The sequence below is a fragment of the Cupriavidus phytorum genome (assembly GCF_003254285.1).
GTDB classification, from domain to species: domain Bacteria; phylum Pseudomonadota; class Gammaproteobacteria; order Burkholderiales; family Burkholderiaceae; genus Cupriavidus; species Cupriavidus phytorum.
Genome location: NZ_QKZN01000025.1, coordinates 1 through 18884, shown reverse-complemented (window position 1 = coordinate 18884; position 18884 = coordinate 1). Strand labels below are relative to the sequence as shown.

The 18884-nt window shown below is 69.3% G+C and carries 16 protein-coding genes; 9 read left to right on the top strand and 7 right to left on the bottom strand.

Going from position 1 to position 18884, the window contains the following annotated elements:
* Positions 1-196: 196 nt before the first annotated feature.
* Positions 197-1792, top strand: coding sequence for a 3'-5' exonuclease family protein (locus C7416_RS28465; RefSeq protein WP_111521962.1), 1596 nt, complete (start codon positions 197-199; stop codon positions 1790-1792).
* Between the two features lie 128 nt (positions 1793-1920).
* Positions 1921-2373, top strand: a complete 453-nt coding sequence (locus C7416_RS28460) for a hypothetical protein (protein WP_111521961.1) — start codon at positions 1921-1923, stop codon at positions 2371-2373.
* Positions 2374-2406: 33 nt separating this feature from the next.
* Here C7416_RS28460 and C7416_RS28455 read toward each other — a convergent pair whose 3' ends face one another.
* Both C7416_RS28455 and C7416_RS28450 read right to left on the bottom strand, forming a co-directional pair.
* Positions 2407-3381: a pyridoxamine 5'-phosphate oxidase family protein gene (locus C7416_RS28455; protein WP_111521960.1), complete on the bottom strand. Its 975-nt coding sequence runs from the start codon at positions 3379-3381 to the stop codon at positions 2407-2409.
* Positions 3382-3431: 50 nt separating this feature from the next.
* Positions 3432-4082, bottom strand: a complete 651-nt coding sequence (locus tag C7416_RS28450) for a glutathione S-transferase family protein (protein WP_111521959.1) — start codon at positions 4080-4082, stop codon at positions 3432-3434.
* Between the two features lie 98 nt (positions 4083-4180).
* Here C7416_RS28450 and C7416_RS28445 point away from each other — a divergent pair, with 98 nt between their 5' ends.
* The 3 genes from C7416_RS28445 (at position 4181) to C7416_RS28435 (ending at position 6725) form a co-directional block, all read left to right on the top strand.
* Positions 4181-5083 (top strand): LysR family transcriptional regulator, encoded by a 903-nt coding sequence (locus tag C7416_RS28445; protein ID WP_111521958.1) that lies wholly within the window; start codon positions 4181-4183, stop codon positions 5081-5083.
* A gap of 133 nt (positions 5084-5216) precedes the next feature.
* Entirely contained in the window at positions 5217-5903 is a 687-nt protein-coding gene (locus C7416_RS28440) for a TetR/AcrR family transcriptional regulator (RefSeq protein ID WP_111521964.1), read from the top strand.
* A 147-nt stretch (positions 5904-6050) separates the two neighbouring features.
* Positions 6051-6725 carry a histidine phosphatase family protein gene (locus C7416_RS28435; protein ID WP_111521957.1) on the top strand — a complete coding sequence of 225 codons (675 nt, stop codon included), beginning with the start codon at positions 6051-6053 and terminating at the stop codon, positions 6723-6725.
* Between the two features lie 170 nt (positions 6726-6895).
* On the opposite strand, the gene C7416_RS28430 is transcribed toward C7416_RS28435, so the two are convergent.
* The 3 genes from C7416_RS28430 to C7416_RS28420 all read right to left on the bottom strand — a co-directional run bounded on the left by C7416_RS28430 (position 6896) and on the right by C7416_RS28420 (position 9695).
* Positions 6896-8071, bottom strand: coding sequence for an acetyl-CoA C-acetyltransferase (locus tag C7416_RS28430; protein WP_111521956.1), 1176 nt, complete (start codon positions 8069-8071; stop codon positions 6896-6898).
* A gap of 144 nt (positions 8072-8215) precedes the next feature.
* Positions 8216-8683 (bottom strand): PaaI family thioesterase, encoded by a 468-nt coding sequence (locus C7416_RS28425; protein WP_111521955.1) that lies wholly within the window; start codon positions 8681-8683, stop codon positions 8216-8218.
* Between the two features lie 4 nt (positions 8684-8687).
* Positions 8688-9695: an NAD(P)H-dependent flavin oxidoreductase gene (locus C7416_RS28420; protein ID WP_258401159.1), complete on the bottom strand. Its 1008-nt coding sequence runs from the start codon at positions 9693-9695 to the stop codon at positions 8688-8690.
* Positions 9696-9891: 196 nt separating this feature from the next.
* On the opposite strand from C7416_RS28420, the gene C7416_RS28415 reads away from it, so the two are divergent.
* Both C7416_RS28415 and C7416_RS28410 read left to right on the top strand, forming a co-directional pair.
* Positions 9892-10767, top strand: coding sequence for a crotonase/enoyl-CoA hydratase family protein (locus C7416_RS28415; RefSeq protein ID WP_092311292.1), 876 nt, complete (start codon positions 9892-9894; stop codon positions 10765-10767).
* A 31-nt stretch (positions 10768-10798) separates the two neighbouring features.
* Positions 10799-11470: a nitroreductase gene (locus tag C7416_RS28410; protein ID WP_111521953.1), complete on the top strand. Its 672-nt coding sequence runs from the start codon at positions 10799-10801 to the stop codon at positions 11468-11470.
* Positions 11471-11479: 9 nt separating this feature from the next.
* On the opposite strand, the gene C7416_RS28405 is transcribed toward C7416_RS28410, so the two are convergent.
* Both C7416_RS28405 and C7416_RS28400 read right to left on the bottom strand, forming a co-directional pair.
* Positions 11480-14236: a winged helix-turn-helix domain-containing protein gene (locus C7416_RS28405; protein ID WP_111521952.1), complete on the bottom strand. Its 2757-nt coding sequence runs from the start codon at positions 14234-14236 to the stop codon at positions 11480-11482.
* A gap of 170 nt (positions 14237-14406) precedes the next feature.
* On the bottom strand, positions 14407-15954 hold the full coding sequence (locus C7416_RS28400; RefSeq protein ID WP_111521951.1) for an AMP-binding protein: 1548 nt from the start codon (positions 15952-15954) through the stop codon (positions 14407-14409).
* 254 nt (positions 15955-16208) lie between these two features.
* On the opposite strand from C7416_RS28400, the gene C7416_RS28395 reads away from it, so the two are divergent.
* Together C7416_RS28395 and C7416_RS28390 are read left to right on the top strand one after the other, a co-directional pair.
* Positions 16209-17369: an acyl-CoA dehydrogenase family protein gene (locus tag C7416_RS28395; protein WP_111521950.1), complete on the top strand. Its 1161-nt coding sequence runs from the start codon at positions 16209-16211 to the stop codon at positions 17367-17369.
* A 40-nt stretch (positions 17370-17409) separates the two neighbouring features.
* On the top strand, positions 17410-18645 hold the full coding sequence (locus C7416_RS28390) for an acyl-CoA dehydrogenase family protein (RefSeq protein WP_111521963.1): 1236 nt from the start codon (positions 17410-17412) through the stop codon (positions 18643-18645).
* Positions 18646-18884 lie beyond the last annotated feature (239 nt).

Below are 18884 nucleotides of genomic sequence, written 5' to 3'. Positions count from 1 at the left end.
ATCTTTTTTGCTGCCGTCAGCGCCGCAAACCTCGCTGCGCTGACCTCCCGGCCAACCCCGCAACCCTTGCTGCGCCTGCCTTGCAGGGACCGCGTTGTGTTGCGAGGGGGCGAATAATAAGCGAGCGCGGCGGGGTTGGCAAGGGGTAATTGAAAACTTCTTCATGCCGCCATCGGCGGCCCCTTAAAATCGGCAAATGCCTGACCTGCCTACCTATCAACCGTCGCGCCTGCCAGCGGACGGTACCCGCCTGCTGGACGCCCAGTCGCTGGCCGCCGCACTGTCGCGCCCTATCGTCTTTGTCGACCTGGAGACCACTGGCGCGGACGCCCAGCGTGACCGCATCACCGAGATCGGCGTCGTGGAAGTTGGCCCGGACGGTATCGTCGAATGGGAGACCCTGCTCGACCCCGGCATGTCGATCCCGCCGTTCATCCAGCGCATGACCGGTATCAGCGACGACATGGTGCGCGGCCAGCCGACCTTCGAATCCCTGGCCGAGTCGCTCGCCGAGCGACTGCAAGGCCGCTTGTTCGTGGCCCATAACGCACGCTTCGACTACGGCTTCCTGAAGAACGCGTTCCGGCGCGCCGGTGTAACGTTCCGGGCTGACGTGCTGTGCACCGTCAGGCTCTCGCGTTCGCTGTACCCGTCGGTCGAGCGCCATGGCCTGGACGCGCTGATCGCCCGCTTCGGCCTGACGCCCAAGGGCCGGCACCGCGCGCTCGCCGATGCCGAGCTGCTGTGGCAGTTCTGGCAGAAGATCCATGCCACCTATTCGGTCGACCTGGTGGAAGCGGCGGTGCGCACGCTGGTGCGGCGCGCCAGCCTGCCGGCCGGCCTGGAAGAGACCGCGCTTGAAGACGTGCCCGCAACCCCGGGCGTCTATATCTTCTATGGCGACCAGGACGTGCCGCTCTATATCGGCAAGAGCGTGCACCTGCGCCAGCGCATCGGCGCGCATTTTTCCGGCGACTACCGCTACGGCAAGGACATGCGGCTGGCGCGGCTGGTGCGCCGGGTCGAATGGCGGGAAACCGGCGGCGAAACCGGCGCGCTGTTACTGGAAGCCCGGCTGGTCAAGGCGATGCAGCCGGTGCACAACCAGCTGCTGCGCCGGAATACGCGGCTGTACGCCTGGGAGCTGCCGCAGCAGTTGCCGGTGCCGCGCCTGCGCTCGGATCGCGACACGGACTTCTGCCGGCATCGCGACCTGTTCGGCGTCTTCGGCAGCCGCGGCGCGGCCGAGGCACGTCTGCGCGCGCTCGCGGAGGAGCACGGCCTGTGCATGGCCACGCTGTCGCTGGAGAAGACCACGCGACGTGGCAGCCCCTGCTTTGCGCGCCAGGTCCACCGCTGCGCCGGCGCCTGTGTCGGCGTGGAATCGTCGCGCGAGCATCGTGCCCGGCTGGCCGCCGCGCTGGGGCCGATCGCGCTGGTGCCATGGCCGTTCGACGGCCCGGTGGCCTGGCGCGAGCAACACGGCGCGCGCGCCTGGTGGCATGTGGTGGACGAGTGGTGCTACCTGGGCTGCGCGGACACGCTGGAGGAAGCCGGCGCACTGGCCGCCGCGCCCGCGCATTTCGACCTCGACACCTACCAGATCCTGGCGCCGCGCCGGGATCAATGGATGCCGGACGCGGTGCCGCTGTCCGTACGGCGGGACTTCACGTTGACCGCGCCGGAGACCACTGCTGAAGCCCCGCGTCCTGCACGCCAGGTGTCGACCCCGGCTGCGCGCAAGGCCACTGTCGCCGCAGGGCAGCAAACCCTGGGCTTGTTTGCCGAGTAAGCCTGCCTTGCCGTGGGCTCCGGCAATCTGTACGCCAGCCCCCACAATGCGCTTGCAGACGAGGGGAAGGCTCCGCTAGTCTCCACAGACCGGCCCTTGCCGCCGGCCGCGCCGATGTGGGAGACCCCATGCCCATCGATCCAGCCCGAGTTGCGCATGCCGCCCGATCCGCGGCGCGCAGGCATGCGCGCGTCGCGGTCCTGTTCGCGGCGACCTTGGGGGCCACTTTGGCGGCGGCCTGCGCAGGAATCGGAACGGGCGCGATGCAAGAAGTCATCGATTCCTGGAAGAGCGTACCCGTCGATGAGGCAAAGCGCCAGTGGGGCCCGCCGCAGGCCATGCAGGCCCTTCCCGCCGGCACCGCCTACGTCTGGACCGATTCCGTGCCGGCCGCGCGGCCGCCTGGCAGCGGCCCGCGCGATGCAGGCATGGAGCGCACGCCTGTGCCCGGGCAATGCCAGCGCAAGCTGGTGGCCGACCCCAATGGCATCGTGACCGGCGGCGAGTGGCGCGGCGACGCCTGCTGCATCACCGCGCTGGCCGGGCGCTGCGCCGCGCTCAAATACCGCGCGCGCAGCTGAACCCGGCCATCACCCGCTCCCCTCCCGCCGCGCTCAGCGTTCCGGCCACGCGCCGGTATCGTCCAGCACCGGCGAGAATTCCCGGAACGCGAAGCGCAGCGGCAGCACGCGCTCGCGCCGCACCACGCGCTCGACATGCAGCCGCACCAGCCGCTCGGCGCCGGCGAAGGCGGCCAGTTCCTCGCCCTCCCAGATCACTTCGGCGCGCCCATTCACATGCAGCAGCGAACCGTCGGCAAAATCCGGCACAACGATGCCCGCACGCGGGTCGGCCATCAGGTTGCCCACCGTGTTGAAGAAGTTGTTGCCGTTGAAATCCGGGAACGTCAGGGTATGGGCGTCGTCCACGCGGATAAAGCCGGGCTTGCCGCCGCGGTGCGAGACGTCGACACCCCCCGTGTGTTCGCCCTCGTCTTGCGGCGACGCGATATGGCTGGAGGCGATGAACAGCGTATCGGCGCCGCGCAGCCAGGCGCTGGCATGCGCATCGAGCGCTTCGCCGTGCCATGTTGCGGGGGCGGCGGCGGCATCGGCAGCAGCCACATCGCGCAGCTGGATGTAGCGCGGGCAGTTGCCGAAGCTCTGCTCGACCTCGACCGTCAGCCCCGCCTGATCGCGCGCCACGATGATCCCGTTCATGCGGTTGCGCCGGCGCGTGGGCAGCTCGATGCCAAGCAACCCGATGCGCGCGCCCTGCTCCAGCGCCGCGGCCAGCGGATCGCCGGGCAACGGTACCGCGTCGATGCGCAGGTGCGTGGCGTCCGGCGTCCGCGCAAACCCGGGCGGTCCGACCAGCATCGTGGCCCACGGCATGCCGTCGGCATCGACCGCGCCGGCCAGCAGGAACGGCAACTGCGCGAAGAACGTGCGATGCTGTTCCGGCATCTCGCCGCGGATCACGCGCGGACCCGCCGCGGCCATGCGCTCGCGCTTGCCGGCGCGCTGCTGTGCCGCGAGTTCGCCGGCGTGGAATGGCAGGCCGGCATGCGGCCAGGTGGGCAGGTCCATGGTTTGCTCCTTCGCAACGGGAATGGCTTGGCGCTCGCCGGACGCAAGGGCTAGGCGGCCACGCTGGGCTTCGATACCACCATCGGCACGAAGCCGGGCAATGCCTCGACGCGGCGCAGCCAGGCATTGAGCGCCGGGTACGGCGCCAGCGGCACGTTGCCCTCCTCGGCGCGGGCGATATAGCTGTAGGCGGCCACATCCGCAATGGTGGCGTGATCGGCGGCGAGGAACGCGCCACCGGCCAGCACCGATTCCATCAGCGTGAACAGCCGCTGCGCGCGGGCGACGGCATCTTCCATCGGCACCGGCCGCCCGAACAGCACGCCCAGGCGCGCGGCGGCCGGGCCGAACGCAATCTCGCCGGCAGCCACCGACAGCCAGCGCTGCACGCGGGCGGCACCGACCGGATCGCGCGGCAGCCAGCGGCCGTCGTCATAGCGCGTGGCCAGGTAGACCAGGATCGCGTTGGAATCGCTCAGCACGACGCCGTCGTCGTCGAGCACCGGCACCTGGCCGAACGGGTTCAGGCGCAGGAAGGCCTCGCCGCGCTGCTCGCCGCCGCGCAGGTCGACGTCCACCAGCCGGTAGGGCAAGCCCAGCAACCCCAGCATCAATTCGGCGCGATGGGCGTGGCCGGACAGCGGCGAACGGTACAGCACAAGCGGCCTGGCGGGCACTGCGGGGGGATTCGTCTGTTGCATGGCACTCTCCTGAGCGGTTGGTATGGACGGATTCTCGGCGTCGGCGAGATTGGAATAAATGGGGCCATTGATATTTGACTACTCCAGAAAATGGAGTAATGTTTGGCGCCATGGACAAGCTACGTGCAATGCAGACCTTTGTGCGGATCGTCGACGAAGGCAGCCTGACGGCCGCCGCGGCGTCGCTGCATACCTCGTTGCCGGCGGTGGTGCGCACGCTGGCGGCGCTCGAATCCGAGCTGCAGGTGCGGCTGCTCAACCGCACCACGCGGCGGCTGTCGCTGACCGCCGAGGGCCGCAGCTACCTGGACGGCTGCCGGCGCATCCTGGCCAATATCGACGAAGTCGAAGCGGGCCTGACCGAGAGCCATGTCGAGCCCAGCGGCCAGCTCACGCTGACCGCCTCGGTGCTGTTCGGCCAGATGTACGTGGCGCCGGCGGTGACTCGCTTCGTGCAGCGCTATCCGCGCGTGCGCTGCCGCATGGAATTCACCGACCGCGTGGTGAACCTGCTCGAGGAAGACCTGGACGTGGGCGTGCGCATCGGCCCGCTGGCCGACTCCACGCTGGTGGCGCAATCCGTCGGCCGCATCCGCCGCGTGGTGGTCGCCACGCCCGCCTATCTGCGCAAGCACGGCGTGCCGCGCCACCCGGATGAGCTGGCCGGCGCCAACTGCTTGCGCTTCACCGGCAACCATGCGCACTGGTGGTCATTCCGCGATGGCGAACTCGAGTTTCATGTGCCGGTGTCGGGCAACCTGGAATTCAACCAGACCGCGCCCGCCGTGGCCGCCTGCGCGGCGGGTGCCGGCTTCGGCCATTTCCTGTCGTACCAGGTCGCGCAGCTGGTGGAGGAGCGCAAGCTGCGCATCGTGCTGGAAGACTTCGAGCTGCCGGCGTGGCCGCTGTCGCTGATCTATCCGCACGCGCGGCTGCTGCCGGCGCGCACCCGCGCCTTTATCGACTGGATGCGGGACGAGCTGAGCCCGCGGTTCAACTGAATGCGCACCGTCGTGCGCCAGACGGCATGCGGGCGGGACATTTGCAGGGCCAAGCGACAAAACCCCTTGACGCGTTGCCGTGCGCACCGGTATTTTCAAATTCGAATCCGAATTCGAATACGGAAATATGACCATGTCAGCGACGCCTTCCAGCTTTCCCGCCAACGCTTCCTTCCCCCGTATCGACACCCCTTCGATCCTGCAGCCGCCCCGGCAGCGCCGCGCGCGCGAGACCGAACAGGCCTTGCTCGGCGCAGGCCGCGAACTGCTGGCGACGCGCGACTTCGCCGCGGTCTCGGTGGCGCAGATCGCAGCGGCGTGCCAGGTCTCGGTGGGCGCCTTCTACGGGCGCTTCCGCGACAAGATGGCCTATTTCGAGGCGCTGCGTGCGCTGGTGATGGAAGAGACCTCGGCATCGATCGACCGCTACCTGGCGCAGGAACGCTGGGAAGATGTCACCACGCCGGTGCTGCTGGAAAAGACCGCCAGGTTCATGGTGCTCGGCACGCTGGCCAACCGTGGCGTGATGCGCGCGTCGCTGCGCCATGCCTCCACGCGTCCCGAGGAATGGCTGCCCCACCGCCAGAACGGTGAAGCGATCGTGGAGCGCATGGTGCAGCTGCTGGTGCCGCGCCTGCCGCTGCCCGCCGACACCGCCGAACTGCGCGTGCGCTTTGCCATGCAGGCCGTCTTCAGCGTGCTGGTCAATGCCGTGCTGAACGATTCCGGCCCGCTGCACCTCGACGACGAGCGGCTGATCACAGAGCTGAGCCGCCTGATGGCTGGCTATCTCGACGTCAGGCCGGCCGAGACCGCCTGAGCTGGTCCGGGTAATGCAGCCGGGCCATGGCCGCTATGAATTGCGCGGCGCTTGCTTGGCGGTGGCGCCGGCGCTCCCTAGAATGTGCCCACGCCCGGCCCCGCGCCGAGGCAGCCCTATCCGCCTCACTGCTTACCGGGACCGCTCATGGCCACGCTTTTCCTCGTCCGCCACGGACAAGCCTCGTTTGGTGCCGCCAACTACGACTGCCTGTCGCCCACCGGCCGGCAGCAGGCGCGCTGGCTTGGCGAATATTTCGCCGAGCGCGGCGTCAGCTTCAGCCGGGTCGTGGCCGGCACGCTGGTGCGCCAGCAGGACACCGCCACGGAGATCCTGGCCGGCATGGGGCAACCGCAGGCCGCGGTGATCTCGCATCCCGGCCTGAACGAATACGACGGCGAGGCGCTGTACCGCTGCCACACCGGCGGCGCCGACCACCGCGCCCACCAGAACACCGACTACAACGACTACTGGCGCACCTTCCGCGCGGCCTACGCGGCCTGGACGCAGGACGGGCTGGCGGAAATGCCCGAGAGCTGGGCCGACTTCGGCGCGCGCATTGCCGGCGCGCTGGCGCAGGCCAGCGAGGGCACCACGCGCGAGGACGCCATCCTGGTGGTCAGCTCGGGCGGCGCCATCGGCCGCGCCACCGCCGACCTGCTCGGTGCGCCGGCGCAGGCGGCGATCGAGATGAACCTGCAGTTCCGCAATACCGCGTTCTGCGAGATCATCGTCGGCCGCGGCGTGCAGCGTCTGCTGAGCTTCAACAACGTGCCCCACCTGGAACGTGCCGACCGGCGCAGCGCCGTGACCTTCGCTTGATGCAGATTGCGCGGATTGCGCGCTCGGCGCTATCCGCTCCCCAAATGACAATGGCCGCGATTTCGCGGCCATTCTTTATCTTTCTCCGGCTGCTGGCGCGGGCACTTTGACATGCCCGCGCCGCCGGTCCTTCTCCCTTTACTGCTCTTTGTCGTCGCTGCGCCGCGGTTTTACAGGCGCTCGACGATGGTCACGTTAGCCAGCCCGCCGCCTTCGCACATGGTCTGCAGGCCGTAGCGCTTGCCATGCGTATGCAGTGCATGCACCAGCGTGGTCATCAGCTTGGCGCCGGAGCCGCCGAGCGGATGGCCCAGCGCGATTGCGCCGCCATGCACGTTCAGGCGTTCCGGATCGGCGCCGGTCGCCTTGAGCCAGGCCAGCGGCACCGGCGCAAAGGCTTCGTTGACTTCGAACAGGTCGATATCGCCGATGCGCAGGCCGGCGCGCTTGAGCGCCACTTCGGTGGCCGGCAGCGGCGCTTCCAGCATCACCACCGGATCGTGGCCGATCACGGTCATGCTGTGCACGCGCGCCAGCGGCTTGACGCCCAGCTTCTTCAGGCCTGCCTCGTTGACCACCATCAGGCCCGCGGCGCCGTCGCAGATCTGGCTGGCGGTAGCGGCGGTGACACGGCCGCCTTCCGCGATCAGCTTGACGCTGCCGATGCTTTCCAGCGTGGCGTCATAGCGGATGCCTTCGTCGGTGGTGTGCATCTCGCCATTGGCGCCATCGGCGGTGCGCACTTCCACCGGCAGGATCTCGGCGCTGAAGCGGCCGGCCTTGGTGGCGGCGATGGCGCGCTGGTGGCTTTGCAGCGCGTAGGCGTCGAGCTGTTCGCGCGACAGCTCGTACTTGCGCGCGATCATTTCGGCGCCGGTGAACTGACTGAATTGCACGCCGGGGTAGCGCGCTTCGACGCCCGGGCTCTTGGGCACGCCGAAGCCGTTCTTGGCCGGCAGCTGCGAGGACAGGCCCATCGGCACGCGCGTCATGCTTTCGACGCCAGCGGCAATGACGACATCCATCGCGCCCGACATCACCGCCTGCGCGGCAAAGTGCAGGGCCTGCTGCGACGAGCCGCACTGGCGGTCGACCGAGGTGCCCGGCACGCTTTCCGGCAGGCGCGAGGCCAGGATGGCATTGCGCGCGACGTTGCCGGCCTGCTCGCCGACCTGGCTGACGCAGCCCATGATGACGTCTTCGACCAGCGCCGGATCGGCACCGGTGCGCTCCACCAGCGCGTCGAGCACCTGCGCAGCAAGGTCGGCCGGATGCCAGCCCGACAGCTTGCCGCCCTTGCGGCCCCCGGCGGTACGGACCGCCGCGACGATGTATGCCTCTGCCATGTGATCTCCTTGGTTCGGTGCAGGCCGCCGGGGCAGCCCTTGTGTTGTGCGGGATGCCGGCGCGGGTGCCGGCAGCATCGGTGGCTATTGTTGCGCCGCGGCTGGCGGCCAGCGTCGTCGGAAGCGACGAAGTTGCCGCAGCGCTCAGGCGCGCGGCGCCAGCACCGCGAAGATCGCCGTGGCGCGCAGCAGGCAGCGCTCGCCGCTGAACAGCCGGCAGGTGCCGTAGCGCAGCCGCGAGCCGAGCTTGTCGAATTCCACGCGGGCCTCGACCCAGTCGCCCGGGCGCGCAGAGTCGAGATAGTCGAGGCTCAGGTTGACCGTGACCGCGCTTTTGGCGCGGCCGGTTTCCAGCGACATCATCATGCCGATGGCGGTATCGGCCAGCGTCGCCAGCATGCCGCCGTGCGGAATGCCCAGGTTGTTCAGGTGGCTCTCGTCGATGCGCACCGCCAGCGTGCGGCGTTCGGCATGCAGGTAGAGCTGGCCGAAGCCGGCCATGTAGCCGCTCATCCGGCGCAGCGGGACAAAGCCTTCGGGCACGTCGGCGCCGGCTTCGGCCGGCGCGGCGATGGCGCGGGTCAGCGCCGCCTCGATTTCCGCCTCGGCCATGGCGTCAGGCAAAGTAGCGCGAGGCCACGCTGAGGTGTTCGCGGCAATCGGCCACCATGCGCGCGATCAGTTCTTCGCAGCTGGGCACGTCGTCGATCAGGCCCACGCACTGGCCGGCGCTGATGATGCCGCCGTCGGTCTCGCCGGCCTTGAGCGCGGCCTTGCCACGCACGCCGGCGACCAGGTGCTTGACGTCCTCGAACTGGGCGCCGCCGGGACGGCGTTCGATGCTGACCACTTCGTCCGACACGGCGTTCTTGAGCACGCGCGCGGTGTTGTGCAGGGTGCGGAAGATTAGGTTGGTGTCGCGCTCGCTGGCCTGCACCAGCGCCTGCTTGACGTTGTCGTGGATCGGCGCCTCGCGCGTGGCGCAGAAGCGCGTGCCCATGTTGACGCCCTCGGCGCCGAGCACCAGCGCTGCCGCCATGCCGCGCCCGTCGGCGATGCCACCCGAGGCGATCACCGGTACCGAAAGCTTGCGCACAGCCTGCGGGATCAGCACCATGCCGGGCACATCGTCTTCGCCCGGATGGCCGGCGCACTCGAAGCCGTCGATCGAGACCGCGTCCACGCCCAGCCGCTCGGCCGACAGCGCATGGCGCACCGCCACGCACTTGTGGATCACCTTGATGCCCGCGGCCTTGGCCCGCGCGATATGCTCCTTGGGGTTGTTGCCCGCGGTCTCCAGCACCTTGACGCCGCTCTCGATGATGACGTCGAGGTAGCGCGCGTACGGCGGCGGATTGATCGACGGCAGCAGGGTCAGGTTCACGCCGAACGGCTTGTCGGTCATCTCGCGGCAGCGGCGGATCTCGGCTGCCAGGTCCTCGGGCGTGGGCTGCGTCAGCGCCGTCAGGATGCCCAGGCCGCCCGCGTTGGAAACGGCAGAGGCCATTTCAGCGTAGCCAACCCATTGCATGCCGCCCTGGATGATCGGGTAGCGGATGCCAAGCAATTCGGTGATGCGTGTCTTCATGGTGGTCCTTTTGCTGTCTGCGCAGGCAGCAAGCACGGCGCAATGTCGCGATGTGCCGGCCCTGCCGCTTGATCGGCATCAGTCTACGGCGGCGCGCGCCGTCCCAGCCTCGTCGGAAGCGACGATTGCGGGCGGCGCAATCTGCACTAGTGTTGGGCGAGCCTCGCCCCGCGCTGCCGGCGCTAGCACCGGCACCTCCGGCATCCCTTCCTACCTTCCAGCAGGAGCCCGCATGACGCCAGCCACGCCTTCGTTCGAAACCCTGCGTTACGCCGTTGCCGACGGCGTCGCCACCATCACCCTGCACCGCCCGGACCAGCTCAATGCCTTCACCGCGCAGATGATGCACGAGCTGATCGCTGCGTTCGACGCCACCGATGCCGACGACAACGTGCGCGCGGTGATCGTCACCGGCTCCGGCCGCGCGTTCTGCGCCGGCGCCGACCTGTCCGGCGGCAGCTCCACCTTCGATTTCGAGAAGCGCTATGGCGCCAGCCCGGACACCGCGCATCGCGACGGCGGCGGGCGCGTGTCGCTGCGCATCTTCCGCAGCCTCAAGCCGGTGATTGCCGCGGTCAACGGCGCCGCCGTCGGCGTGGGCGTGACCATGCAATTGCCGATGGACATCCGCCTGGCCTCGACCGACGCCAAGTTCGGCTTTGTCTTTGCACGCCGCGGCATCACGCCGGAAGCGGCGTCGTCGTGGTTCCTGTCGCGCGTGGTCGGGATCTCGACCGCGCTGGAGTGGTGCTATACCGGCCGCGTGTTCTCGGCGCAGGAGGCGCACGAACGCGGCCTGGTGCGCTCGCTGCACGCCCCCGAAGACCTGTTGCCGGCGGCGCAGGCGATTGCGCGCGAGATCGCCGCCAATGCCGCGCCGGTGTCGGTGGCGATCTCGCGCCAGCTGATCTGGCGCATGGCCGGCGCCAGCCACCCGATGGAAGCGCACAAGCTCGACAGCCGCGCGATCCAGTCGCGCGGGCGTTCCGCCGACGTGAAGGAAGGCGTCAGCGCATTCCTGGAAAAGCGCCCCGCCGCGTTCCCGGAAACCGTGTCGCACGACATGCCGGATTTCTTCGACTGGACCAGCGAGCCGCCCTTCGCCTGACGCGCCCGCGTCGATGTTTTCCGGAGTCCCGATGAAAGTCAGCCAAGCCGTCGCCAGCCGCAAGTCCGTCCGCGGCTTCCTGCCCCGGGCGGTTGCGCCCGAGACCATCCGCCGCGTGCTCGACGCCGCGGCGCGCGCCCCGTCAGGCGGCAACCTGCAGCCGTGGCATATCCATGTGGTCGGCGGCGAGGCGCTGCAGCGCCTGCTCGGCATCATGCGCGCACGCATCGCCGAGGCCCCCACCGGCGAAGCGCGCGAGTACGACATCTATCCGCGCGAGCTGGTCTCGCCCTACCGCGATCGCCGCTTCCAGGTGGGCGAGGCGCTCTACCACCACCTCGGCATCCCGCGCGAGGACAAGGCCCGGCGGCTGGCGCAGTTCGCCAGCAACTTCACCTTCTTCGGCGCGCCGCTGGCGCTGTTCTGCACGGTGGACCGGCGCATGGGGCCGCCGCAATGGTCGGACCTGGGCATGTACCTGCAGACGGTGATGCTGCTGCTGCGAGAAGAAGGCCTGGACAGCTGCGCGCAGGAGTGCTGGGCGATGTATCCGCAGACCATCGCCGCATTCCTGTCGCTGCCGGCCGAACGGATGCTGTTCAGCGGCATGGCGATCGGCTACGAGGATCCCGAGGCGCCCGCCAACCAGCTGCGCGCGGAACGTGCGCCGCTGGCGGAATTCACCGACTTCATCGGTATCTGAGCCGAAGGTTCAGAGCAGGCCAAGCTGGCGCGCGATCGCGACCGCCTGGGTACGGTTGCTGGCGTGCAGCTTGGCGCTGATATTGCGCAGGTGCGTGCGCACCGTGGTCTCGGACACGAACAGGCGCTCGGCCATGGCGACGTTGGAATAGCCCTCGGCCAGCAGGTGCAGCACCTTCTGCTCCTTGGGCGTCAGCGGCTCGACCAGCGCGGGCGGCGCGGGACGGCCGGCACCGGGCGGCTCGGCGGCGGCCTGGCCGCAAGCCTGCAGAAGCTTTTCGACATAAGGGGCCGGCAGGCTGGCAGCCTGGCGCGCGCAGGCGTCGGCCACCAGCCGGCGCACATCGTCGCCCTCGTCGGCAAAGATGCGCACGAAACCTTCGGCGGCGCCGAAGCGCAACGCCTCGCCCATCACCACCAATGCATGCGCGCCGTCGCCGCAGCGCTGCCACGCCTGCGCCAGCAGGATGCGCAGCTTGAGGGCGCGGCGCATCAGCTGGTTGCCGGCGGCGGCCGCAAGTTCGCGTTCGATGGCCTCGCGGACCGGCGTGCCGGGGCGCGCGTACAGGTCCAGCCGCAGCCGGCCGAGCGTGATGTCCTCGACATCGCTGGCAAACGAGCTGACGCCGGGACGCGTGCGCCACAGCGCCGGATCGGCGGCGCGCTCGATCGCCTCCTGCGCGGCGTGCACATTGCCCTGGCGCAGCGCCAGGCGGGCGCGCTCCAGCATCGCCGCCATCACAAGCCGCGTCAGGCCGCGGTGGTGGCCCAGCGCTTCGAGCTGCGCCAGCCACTCGTGGGCCTGGTCAATCTCGCGGCGCTCGAAGGCGATGCGCGCCAGCACCGCGTGGCCGGTGATGATCTGGTCGGGCAGGCCGAGGTCGCGCGACAGCGGCAGGTAGACGTTGAGCAGGCGGCTGGCGCGCTCGGAATCGCCGCTCTCGTACAGGCCCTCGGCCAGCAGGATGCCGGCCATGGCGTTGCCGTTGGTGGGCCCGAAGCGGTTCGGCAGCATGGTGCTGGCGGCGATGCGGAAGCGCGCCAGCGCCTGCTGCAGCCGGCCCTGGCGCAGATCGATCAGCCCTTCGACCGATTCCGAGAAGATCTTGTTGAAGTTGCTGTCGGACCCGCGCACCGCGTGCCGCGCCACCTGCAGCAGCCGGCGCGCCTCGGGATAATCGCCGGCCACCGCTGCCAGCCGCGCCATCGAGGTGGCCAGGATCGCGTCGGGGAAGGCATAGCCCATCGGCAACGGCGGCAGCTCGTTGCGGGCGAAGGCGCGCGCGTCGTCGAAGCGGTCCATCATGTTCAGCAGCATGTGGCGCAGCGCGCGGATATGCGCCAGCAGGTCACCGGCCGCGCCCTCGGTGGGGATCTGCTGGAGCAGCGCGATCGCTTCGGCCGGCCCGCGCGTGAACGACACCGCCCACACCCGCGCGATCTGCAGCTTGGGCAGCCGCGCCAGGTCCTCGGCGGGCACCGACTCCAGCCAGCGCGTCAGCAGCCGCATGCGCCCCTGCGCCAGCAGGTCGTCGGCGGCGCTGTCGAGCAGCTGCAGCGCATGCGCCAGCGCACCGGCGGCGAAGGCGTGTTCGATGGCGGGTACCAGCCGCCCCTGCGACTCATACCAGCGCGACGCCGACAGGTGCAGCTGCGGCACCGACTCCGGCATCGCCTGCGCCAGCTGCGCGCGCAGGAAACCGGAGAACAGGCTGTGATAGCGATACCATTGCTCGGGCTCGGCGCCGGAGCCGCGCTCGCCATAGCGTTCGCTCTCCAGCGGCAGCAGGAACAGGTTGGCGCGCTCGAGCCAGGCCAGGATTTCGTCGCTGCTGCCGGCGGCCGGCTGGCACACCGCATCGCACAGCGGCCCGCACAGCTGATCCAGGATCGAGGTGCGCAGCAGGAAGTCGCGCACCGCTTCGGGCAGGTGCAGGAAGACGTCTTCGACCAGGTAATCGGCAATGGCCGCGTTCGAGCCCGAGAAGCCGGCAATGAAGCCTTCCGGCTGGGTGCGCCGCTCCAGCGCCACCGACGCCAGCCAGAGCGCCGTGGCCCAGCCCTCGGTGCGCCGGTGCAGCACGCTGATGGCGGACTGTTCCAGCTTCAGCCCGCGCGCCTGGCGCAGGAACGATGCGGTCTCGTCGGCGGAAAAGCGCAGCTGCGCCGGCTCGATCTCGAGCAGCTCGCCGCGTGCGCGCAAGCGGGCCAGGCCGGTTTCCGGCACCCAGCGCGTGCCGATCACCACGCGGCAGCCGGGCCGCAGGCTTTCCACAAGTTGCCAGACCAGCCCCGCCACCGCGGCATTCTGCACGGCTTCGAAATCGTCGAGAAACAGCGTGAAGTCGCCATGATGGCTGGCGAGGCGGTCGATCAGCGCCAGCGCCTGCTCGCCCGGGTCCTGCGCCAGCGCCTGGCGCGCGGACCGGTCCGGCCCGCCGCTGCCCAGGCCCTGCGCGATCGCGGCCTCGATCGAGCCGAGGAAGCGCGAGGGGTCATTGTCCGAGCGGTCCAGCGTCAGCCACGCGGTGCGGCCGCCGGCGGCCTCGAGCCGCGCGCGGCACTGGAGCATGGCGGTGGTCTTGCCGAAGCCGGCGGGTGCGCGCACCAGCACCAGCTTGACGAAGCCCGCCGCGCACACGGCATCGCAGATCGCCGCGCGCTGGACCTGGAACGGGGTCAGCAGCGGCGGGCGCAGCTTGGCGGCCAGCGACGCCGCGCCGGCGGGTGGCGGCGTGCGCCGTCCGGTCTCCTCGATACTTGCCATTGGCTGTCAGTGGTCTCCCGCACATCGCGGCCCTTGGCGGGCGCGCCATGCGCCCCCGGCGCTGCAGAATGCAGGCGGGCGGCCGTGGCTGTGGTGTAGCGAGGCATTATGACGTAAACCGCTGCGCTGGCGAAAACGCGGGCAGCGGCCCGGCACCGTTTGCCGCTGTCTCACACCAGCTTGCTGGCGTGTCCGGCCCAGTAGCGGTCGCGCAGCAGCCGCTTGAGCAGCTTGCCGGTGGGCAGGCGCGGCAGTTCGGGCTCGAAGTCGACCGAGCGCGGGCACTTGATGGCAGACAGGTTGGCGCGGCAGAACGCGATCAGCTCGGCGGCCAGTTCGGGCCCGGCCTGCCCCATGTCGGCGGGCTGCACCACGGCCTTCACCTCTTCGCCGAAATCCTCGTTGGGCACGCCGATCACGGCGACATCCATCACCTTCGGATGCGTCATCAGCAAGTTCTCGGCCTCTTGCGGATAGATGTTGACGCCGCCGGAGATGATCATGTTGGCCTTGCGGTCGGTCAGGTACAGGTAGCCGTCCGCGTCCACATAGCCGACATCGCCGATGGTGCTCCAGTCCGGATGCTGCGGATGGCGCGTCTCCGCGGTCTTGGCCTCGTCGTTGTGGTACGTGAACGGGCGGCCCTCGGCAAAGTAGATGGTGCCCGGCTTCCCCGGCGGCAGCAGCGCGCCGTCCGGCCCGCAGATGCGCAGCTTGCCGACCATGGCGCGCCCGACCGTGCCCTTGCGTTCCAGCCATTGGGGTGTGTCGACCACGGTCACGCCGTTGCCCTCGGTGCCGGCGTAGTACTCCCAGATCACCGGCCCCCACCACGCGATCATCGCTTCCTTCACCTGCACCGGGCACGGCGCGGCCGCGTGGATCGCCACGCGCAGCGACGATACGTCATAGGCCTGCCGCTGTGCCTCGGGCAGCTTGAGCATGCGCGAGAACATGGTGGGCACCAGTTGCGTATGCGTGATGCGGTGTTGCTGCACCAGCCGCAGGAACTGCTCGGCATCGAAGTGCTCCATCACCACCGCGGTGCCTCCCAGCGCCTGCACCGACATGGTGTAGCGCAGCGGCGCCGCGTGGTACAGCGGCGCGGGCGATAGGTAGCGCGTGTCGGCATCGAAGCCGTAGAGCCGCTGGCACAGCGCGGTCAGCGTCGTCGGCGCGTCGATGTCGGGGCTCGACGGGGGCGCATACACGCCTTTGGGCCGGCCCGTGGTGCCCGATGAATACAACATGTCGCCGCCGGTCACCTCGTCGTCGATGCGCGTGGCCGGACAATCGGCCAGCGCGGTCTCATAGGCCTGATAGCCGGGCACCGTGCCATCCAGCATCAGGCGCGCCTGCAGCGCCGGCGTCTGCCCGGTCAGCGCCGCGGCGATCTCCGCCTGCGCGTGGGTGGTGACCAGCACGCGCGCGCCGCTGTCGTTGACGATATAGGCCGCGTCGGCCGCGTTCAGGCGCGTGCTCAGGCAGATATAGACGATGCCGCTGCGCTGCGCGCCCCAGCACAGCTCGAACAGCCGCGGATGGTTCTCCACCATGAAGGCCACGCGGTCGCCTGGCCGCAGGCCGAGCTTGCGGAACAGGTGGGCGACCTGGTTCGAGCGCTGGTCCAGCTCGCGGTAGGTGACGACGGCGCCGCTGCCGTCCATGATGACGGCGGGCTTGTCCGGCGTGCGCTGCGCGTGGATGTGCGGATGCATGGCGTGGAGCTCCTCGACTGGGATGGTGGGTGGGCGGATGCCGATCCCGCATTCTCGGAACCCTGGCGGGTTCGACCATCGTCGGAAGCGACGAAGCGGCACGGCCGCGTTTTGCCGCAGCGCCGCAAAAAAAGGCTTGTTCCGGGCCACGCCTCAGCTTCGTCCGATGCGACGATGCGCCGCCGACCGGCCTGGCCGGAAGATGCCCGCCAGACTACCGCCCTTACGCCTCACCCTTATCCGAAGGAGCCAAGGTGGATTTCCAGTTCAGCGAAGAACAGTCGATGCTGCGCGACACACTCGCGCGTTACCTCGCCGATCACTACGCTTTCGAAGCCCGCCGCGCGGCGGCGCAGTCCGCGGCGGGTTGGCGCCCCGATTGCTGGCGAGCTTTTGCGCGCGACCTGGGCATCCTGGGCGCCGCGTTTCCCGAGCACCTCGGCGGCCTCGGTGGCCTTGACAGCGGCGCCGTCGAGCACATGGTGGTGATGGAACAGCTCGGCCGGCACCTGGTGCTGGAGCCCTACCTGGGCACCGTGGTGCTGGGCGGTAACGCGCTGCTGCACGGCAGCCCCGAGCTGGCCGCGCAGTGGATCCCGGCCATCATCGGCGGCGAGGCTACCGTGGGTTGGGCCCATGCAGAGCCCGCCAGCCGCTACTGCCGGCACGACGTGCAGGCCAGCGCCACGCGCCAGGGCGACGGCTACCGGCTCAGCGGGCACAAGCACGCGGTGGCCGGCGCACCGTTCGCCTCGCATCTGCTGGTCAGCGCCCGCAGCAGCGGCGCGCGCCGGGACCAGCGCGGCATCAGCCTGTTCTGGATCGCGCGCGACACGCCGGGCGTGACGCTGCGCGAATATCCCACCTTCGACGGCCAGCGCGCCGCCGAGGTGCTGCTCGACAACGTGCAGGTCCCGGCCAGCCAGCGCATCGGCGCTGAAGGCGAAGCGCTGGCACTGATCGAGCAGCTGTGCGACCACGCCATGGTCGCGCTGGCCGCCGAAGCCAATGGCGCGATGGCGCGCATGCTGGCCGACACCATCGACTACGCGCGCCAGCGCAAGCAGTTCGGCGTGCCGATCGGCACCTTCCAGGTGCTGCAGCACCGCATGGCCGACATGTACATGCAATTGGAGCAATCGGTGGCTCTGACCCAGGTGGCCGCCATGCAGGCCGCCAGCGCTGCGCCCGTGCGTGCGCAGTCGGCGTGCGCGGCAAAGATCCAGGCCGGCCAGGCGGGCGCCTTCGTCGGCCAGGGCGCGGTGCAGATCCACGGCGGCATGGGCGTGACCGAGGAACTGGCCGTGGGCCACTACTTCAAGCGCGTCACGGCGATCGACCTGCAATTCGGCTCGGCCGAGCACCACCTGCGCCGCTATGCCGACCTGCTCTATCCCGCCGGGGCTGCCGCCTGAAGCCGCCCCGATCACGATCGATTACCAGCGAGGCCCGTCGATGCATCTCGATTTCTCCCCGCAAGACCAGCAGTTCCGCGAAGAAGTGCGCGCCTGGATTGCCCAGGCCTATGACGCCGACCTGCGCGCGATGATGGCGCAGTCGAAGAACGGTTATCTCGACAAGGCCGGACAGGTGCGCTGGCAGAAGGCGCTGCACGCGCGCGGCTGGGCCGCGCCGAACTGGCCGAAGGAATACGGCGGCCCGGGCTGGAGCGCGACCGAGCGCTTTATCTTCCAGTCCGAACTGGCCGCCGCGGGATGCCCGCCGGTGTCGCCGATGGGCCTGAAGATGGTGGCGCCGGTGATCATGAAGTACGGCACGCCCGAGCAGAAGCAGCGCTTCTTGCCGCCGATCCTGAGCTCCGACGTGTGGTGGTGCCAGGGTTATTCCGAGCCCAATTCGGGCTCTGACCTGGCGTCGCTGCAGCTGCGCGCCGACCACGGCAGCGACGGCGACGGCGAGCACTACATCCTGAACGGCTCCAAGATCTGGACTACGCATGCGCAATGGGCCGACTGGATGTTCTGCCTGGTGCGCACCAGCCGCGAATCGAAGCGCCAGGAAGGGATTTCGTTCCTGCTGCTCGACATGCATACGCCGGGCATCACGGTGTCGGCGCTGCCGACGCTGGATGGCCCCATGCCCGGCCAGCAGGAGGTGAACCAGGTCTTCTTCGAAAACGTGCGGGTGCCGGTGGCCAACCGCATCGGCGAGGAAGGCAAGGGCTGGACCTACGCCAAGTACCTGCTGGAATTCGAGCGCGGCGGCACGTATAGCCCGATGCTGCGCAAGCAGCTGTCCAAGATCGCGGAAATCGCCGCGGAGCAGCCCGGCGATGACGGTGGGCGGCTGCTGGATGATCCGGTGTTCCGGCGCAAGCTGGCCGCGCTGCACCTGCGTGCGGCGGCGTTGGAAGCGGTTGAATTGCGCGTGTTTTCCGGGGTGGAATCGGGCACCTCGATCGGCGCCGCGTCGAGCATGCTCAAGCTCACGGGCACCGAGACCTTGCAGGCGGCAAGCGAGCTTGCGGTGGAGGCGGCGGGGCCTGCGGCGCTGCCGTTCGTGCAGGATACCTGGGCGGAACTGCAGGGGCGCGACGCGCAGCCGCGGGTCGGGCCGGATTATGCGGCGGTGCTGGCGCCGCGTTATTTCAACTATCGCAAGGCGTCGATCTATGGGGGGTCTAATGAGATCCAGCGGAACATTATTGCGAAGCTTGTTTTGGGGCTTTGAGGGTCGGAAATGCCAGCCGGTGCTTTGGGGGTGGGCGCTGTTGGTGACATGCTGTCGGCGTTTGAAACGCCTGGTTCCGCCCTGCTGGGCGGGTCACTTTCTGTCCGAGCCCTCCATGTCAGGATAGTTGTCGTCCCGCCGCCATTCGATGAAGGACAATGGAGGGCGGAAGCGGTTGGAGAATGAAACGCTATCCGGCGGAGTACAAGGAGTGGGTGGTTGAGCAGATGATGCCGCCC

Bases quoted from the DNA above. Each gene is read 5' to 3' on its own strand.
- C7416_RS28465 (WP_111521962.1), top strand. From the start codon at position 197: ATGCCTGACCTGCCTACCTATCAACCGTCGCGCCTGCCAGCGGACGGT.
- C7416_RS28460 (WP_111521961.1), top strand. From the start codon at position 1,921: ATGCCCATCGATCCAGCCCGAGTTGCGCATGCCGCCCGATCCGCGGCG.
- C7416_RS28455 (WP_111521960.1), bottom strand. From the start codon at position 3,381: ATGGACCTGCCCACCTGGCCGCATGCCGGCCTGCCATTCCACGCCGGC.
- C7416_RS28450 (WP_111521959.1), bottom strand. From the start codon at position 4,082: ATGCAACAGACGAATCCCCCCGCAGTGCCCGCCAGGCCGCTTGTGCTG.
- C7416_RS28445 (WP_111521958.1), top strand. From the start codon at position 4,181: ATGTTTGGCGCCATGGACAAGCTACGTGCAATGCAGACCTTTGTGCGG.
- C7416_RS28440 (WP_111521964.1), top strand. From the start codon at position 5,217: ATGTCAGCGACGCCTTCCAGCTTTCCCGCCAACGCTTCCTTCCCCCGT.
- C7416_RS28435 (WP_111521957.1), top strand. From the start codon at position 6,051: ATGGCCACGCTTTTCCTCGTCCGCCACGGACAAGCCTCGTTTGGTGCC.
- C7416_RS28430 (WP_111521956.1), bottom strand. From the start codon at position 8,071: ATGGCAGAGGCATACATCGTCGCGGCGGTCCGTACCGCCGGGGGCCGC.
- C7416_RS28425 (WP_111521955.1), bottom strand. From the start codon at position 8,683: ATGGCCGAGGCGGAAATCGAGGCGGCGCTGACCCGCGCCATCGCCGCG.
- C7416_RS28415 (WP_092311292.1), top strand. From the start codon at position 9,892: ATGACGCCAGCCACGCCTTCGTTCGAAACCCTGCGTTACGCCGTTGCC.
- C7416_RS28410 (WP_111521953.1), top strand. From the start codon at position 10,799: ATGAAAGTCAGCCAAGCCGTCGCCAGCCGCAAGTCCGTCCGCGGCTTC.
- C7416_RS28405 (WP_111521952.1), bottom strand. From the start codon at position 14,236: ATGGCAAGTATCGAGGAGACCGGACGGCGCACGCCGCCACCCGCCGGC.
- C7416_RS28400 (WP_111521951.1), bottom strand. From the start codon at position 15,954: ATGCATCCGCACATCCACGCGCAGCGCACGCCGGACAAGCCCGCCGTC.
- C7416_RS28390 (WP_111521963.1), top strand. From the start codon at position 17,410: ATGCATCTCGATTTCTCCCCGCAAGACCAGCAGTTCCGCGAAGAAGTG.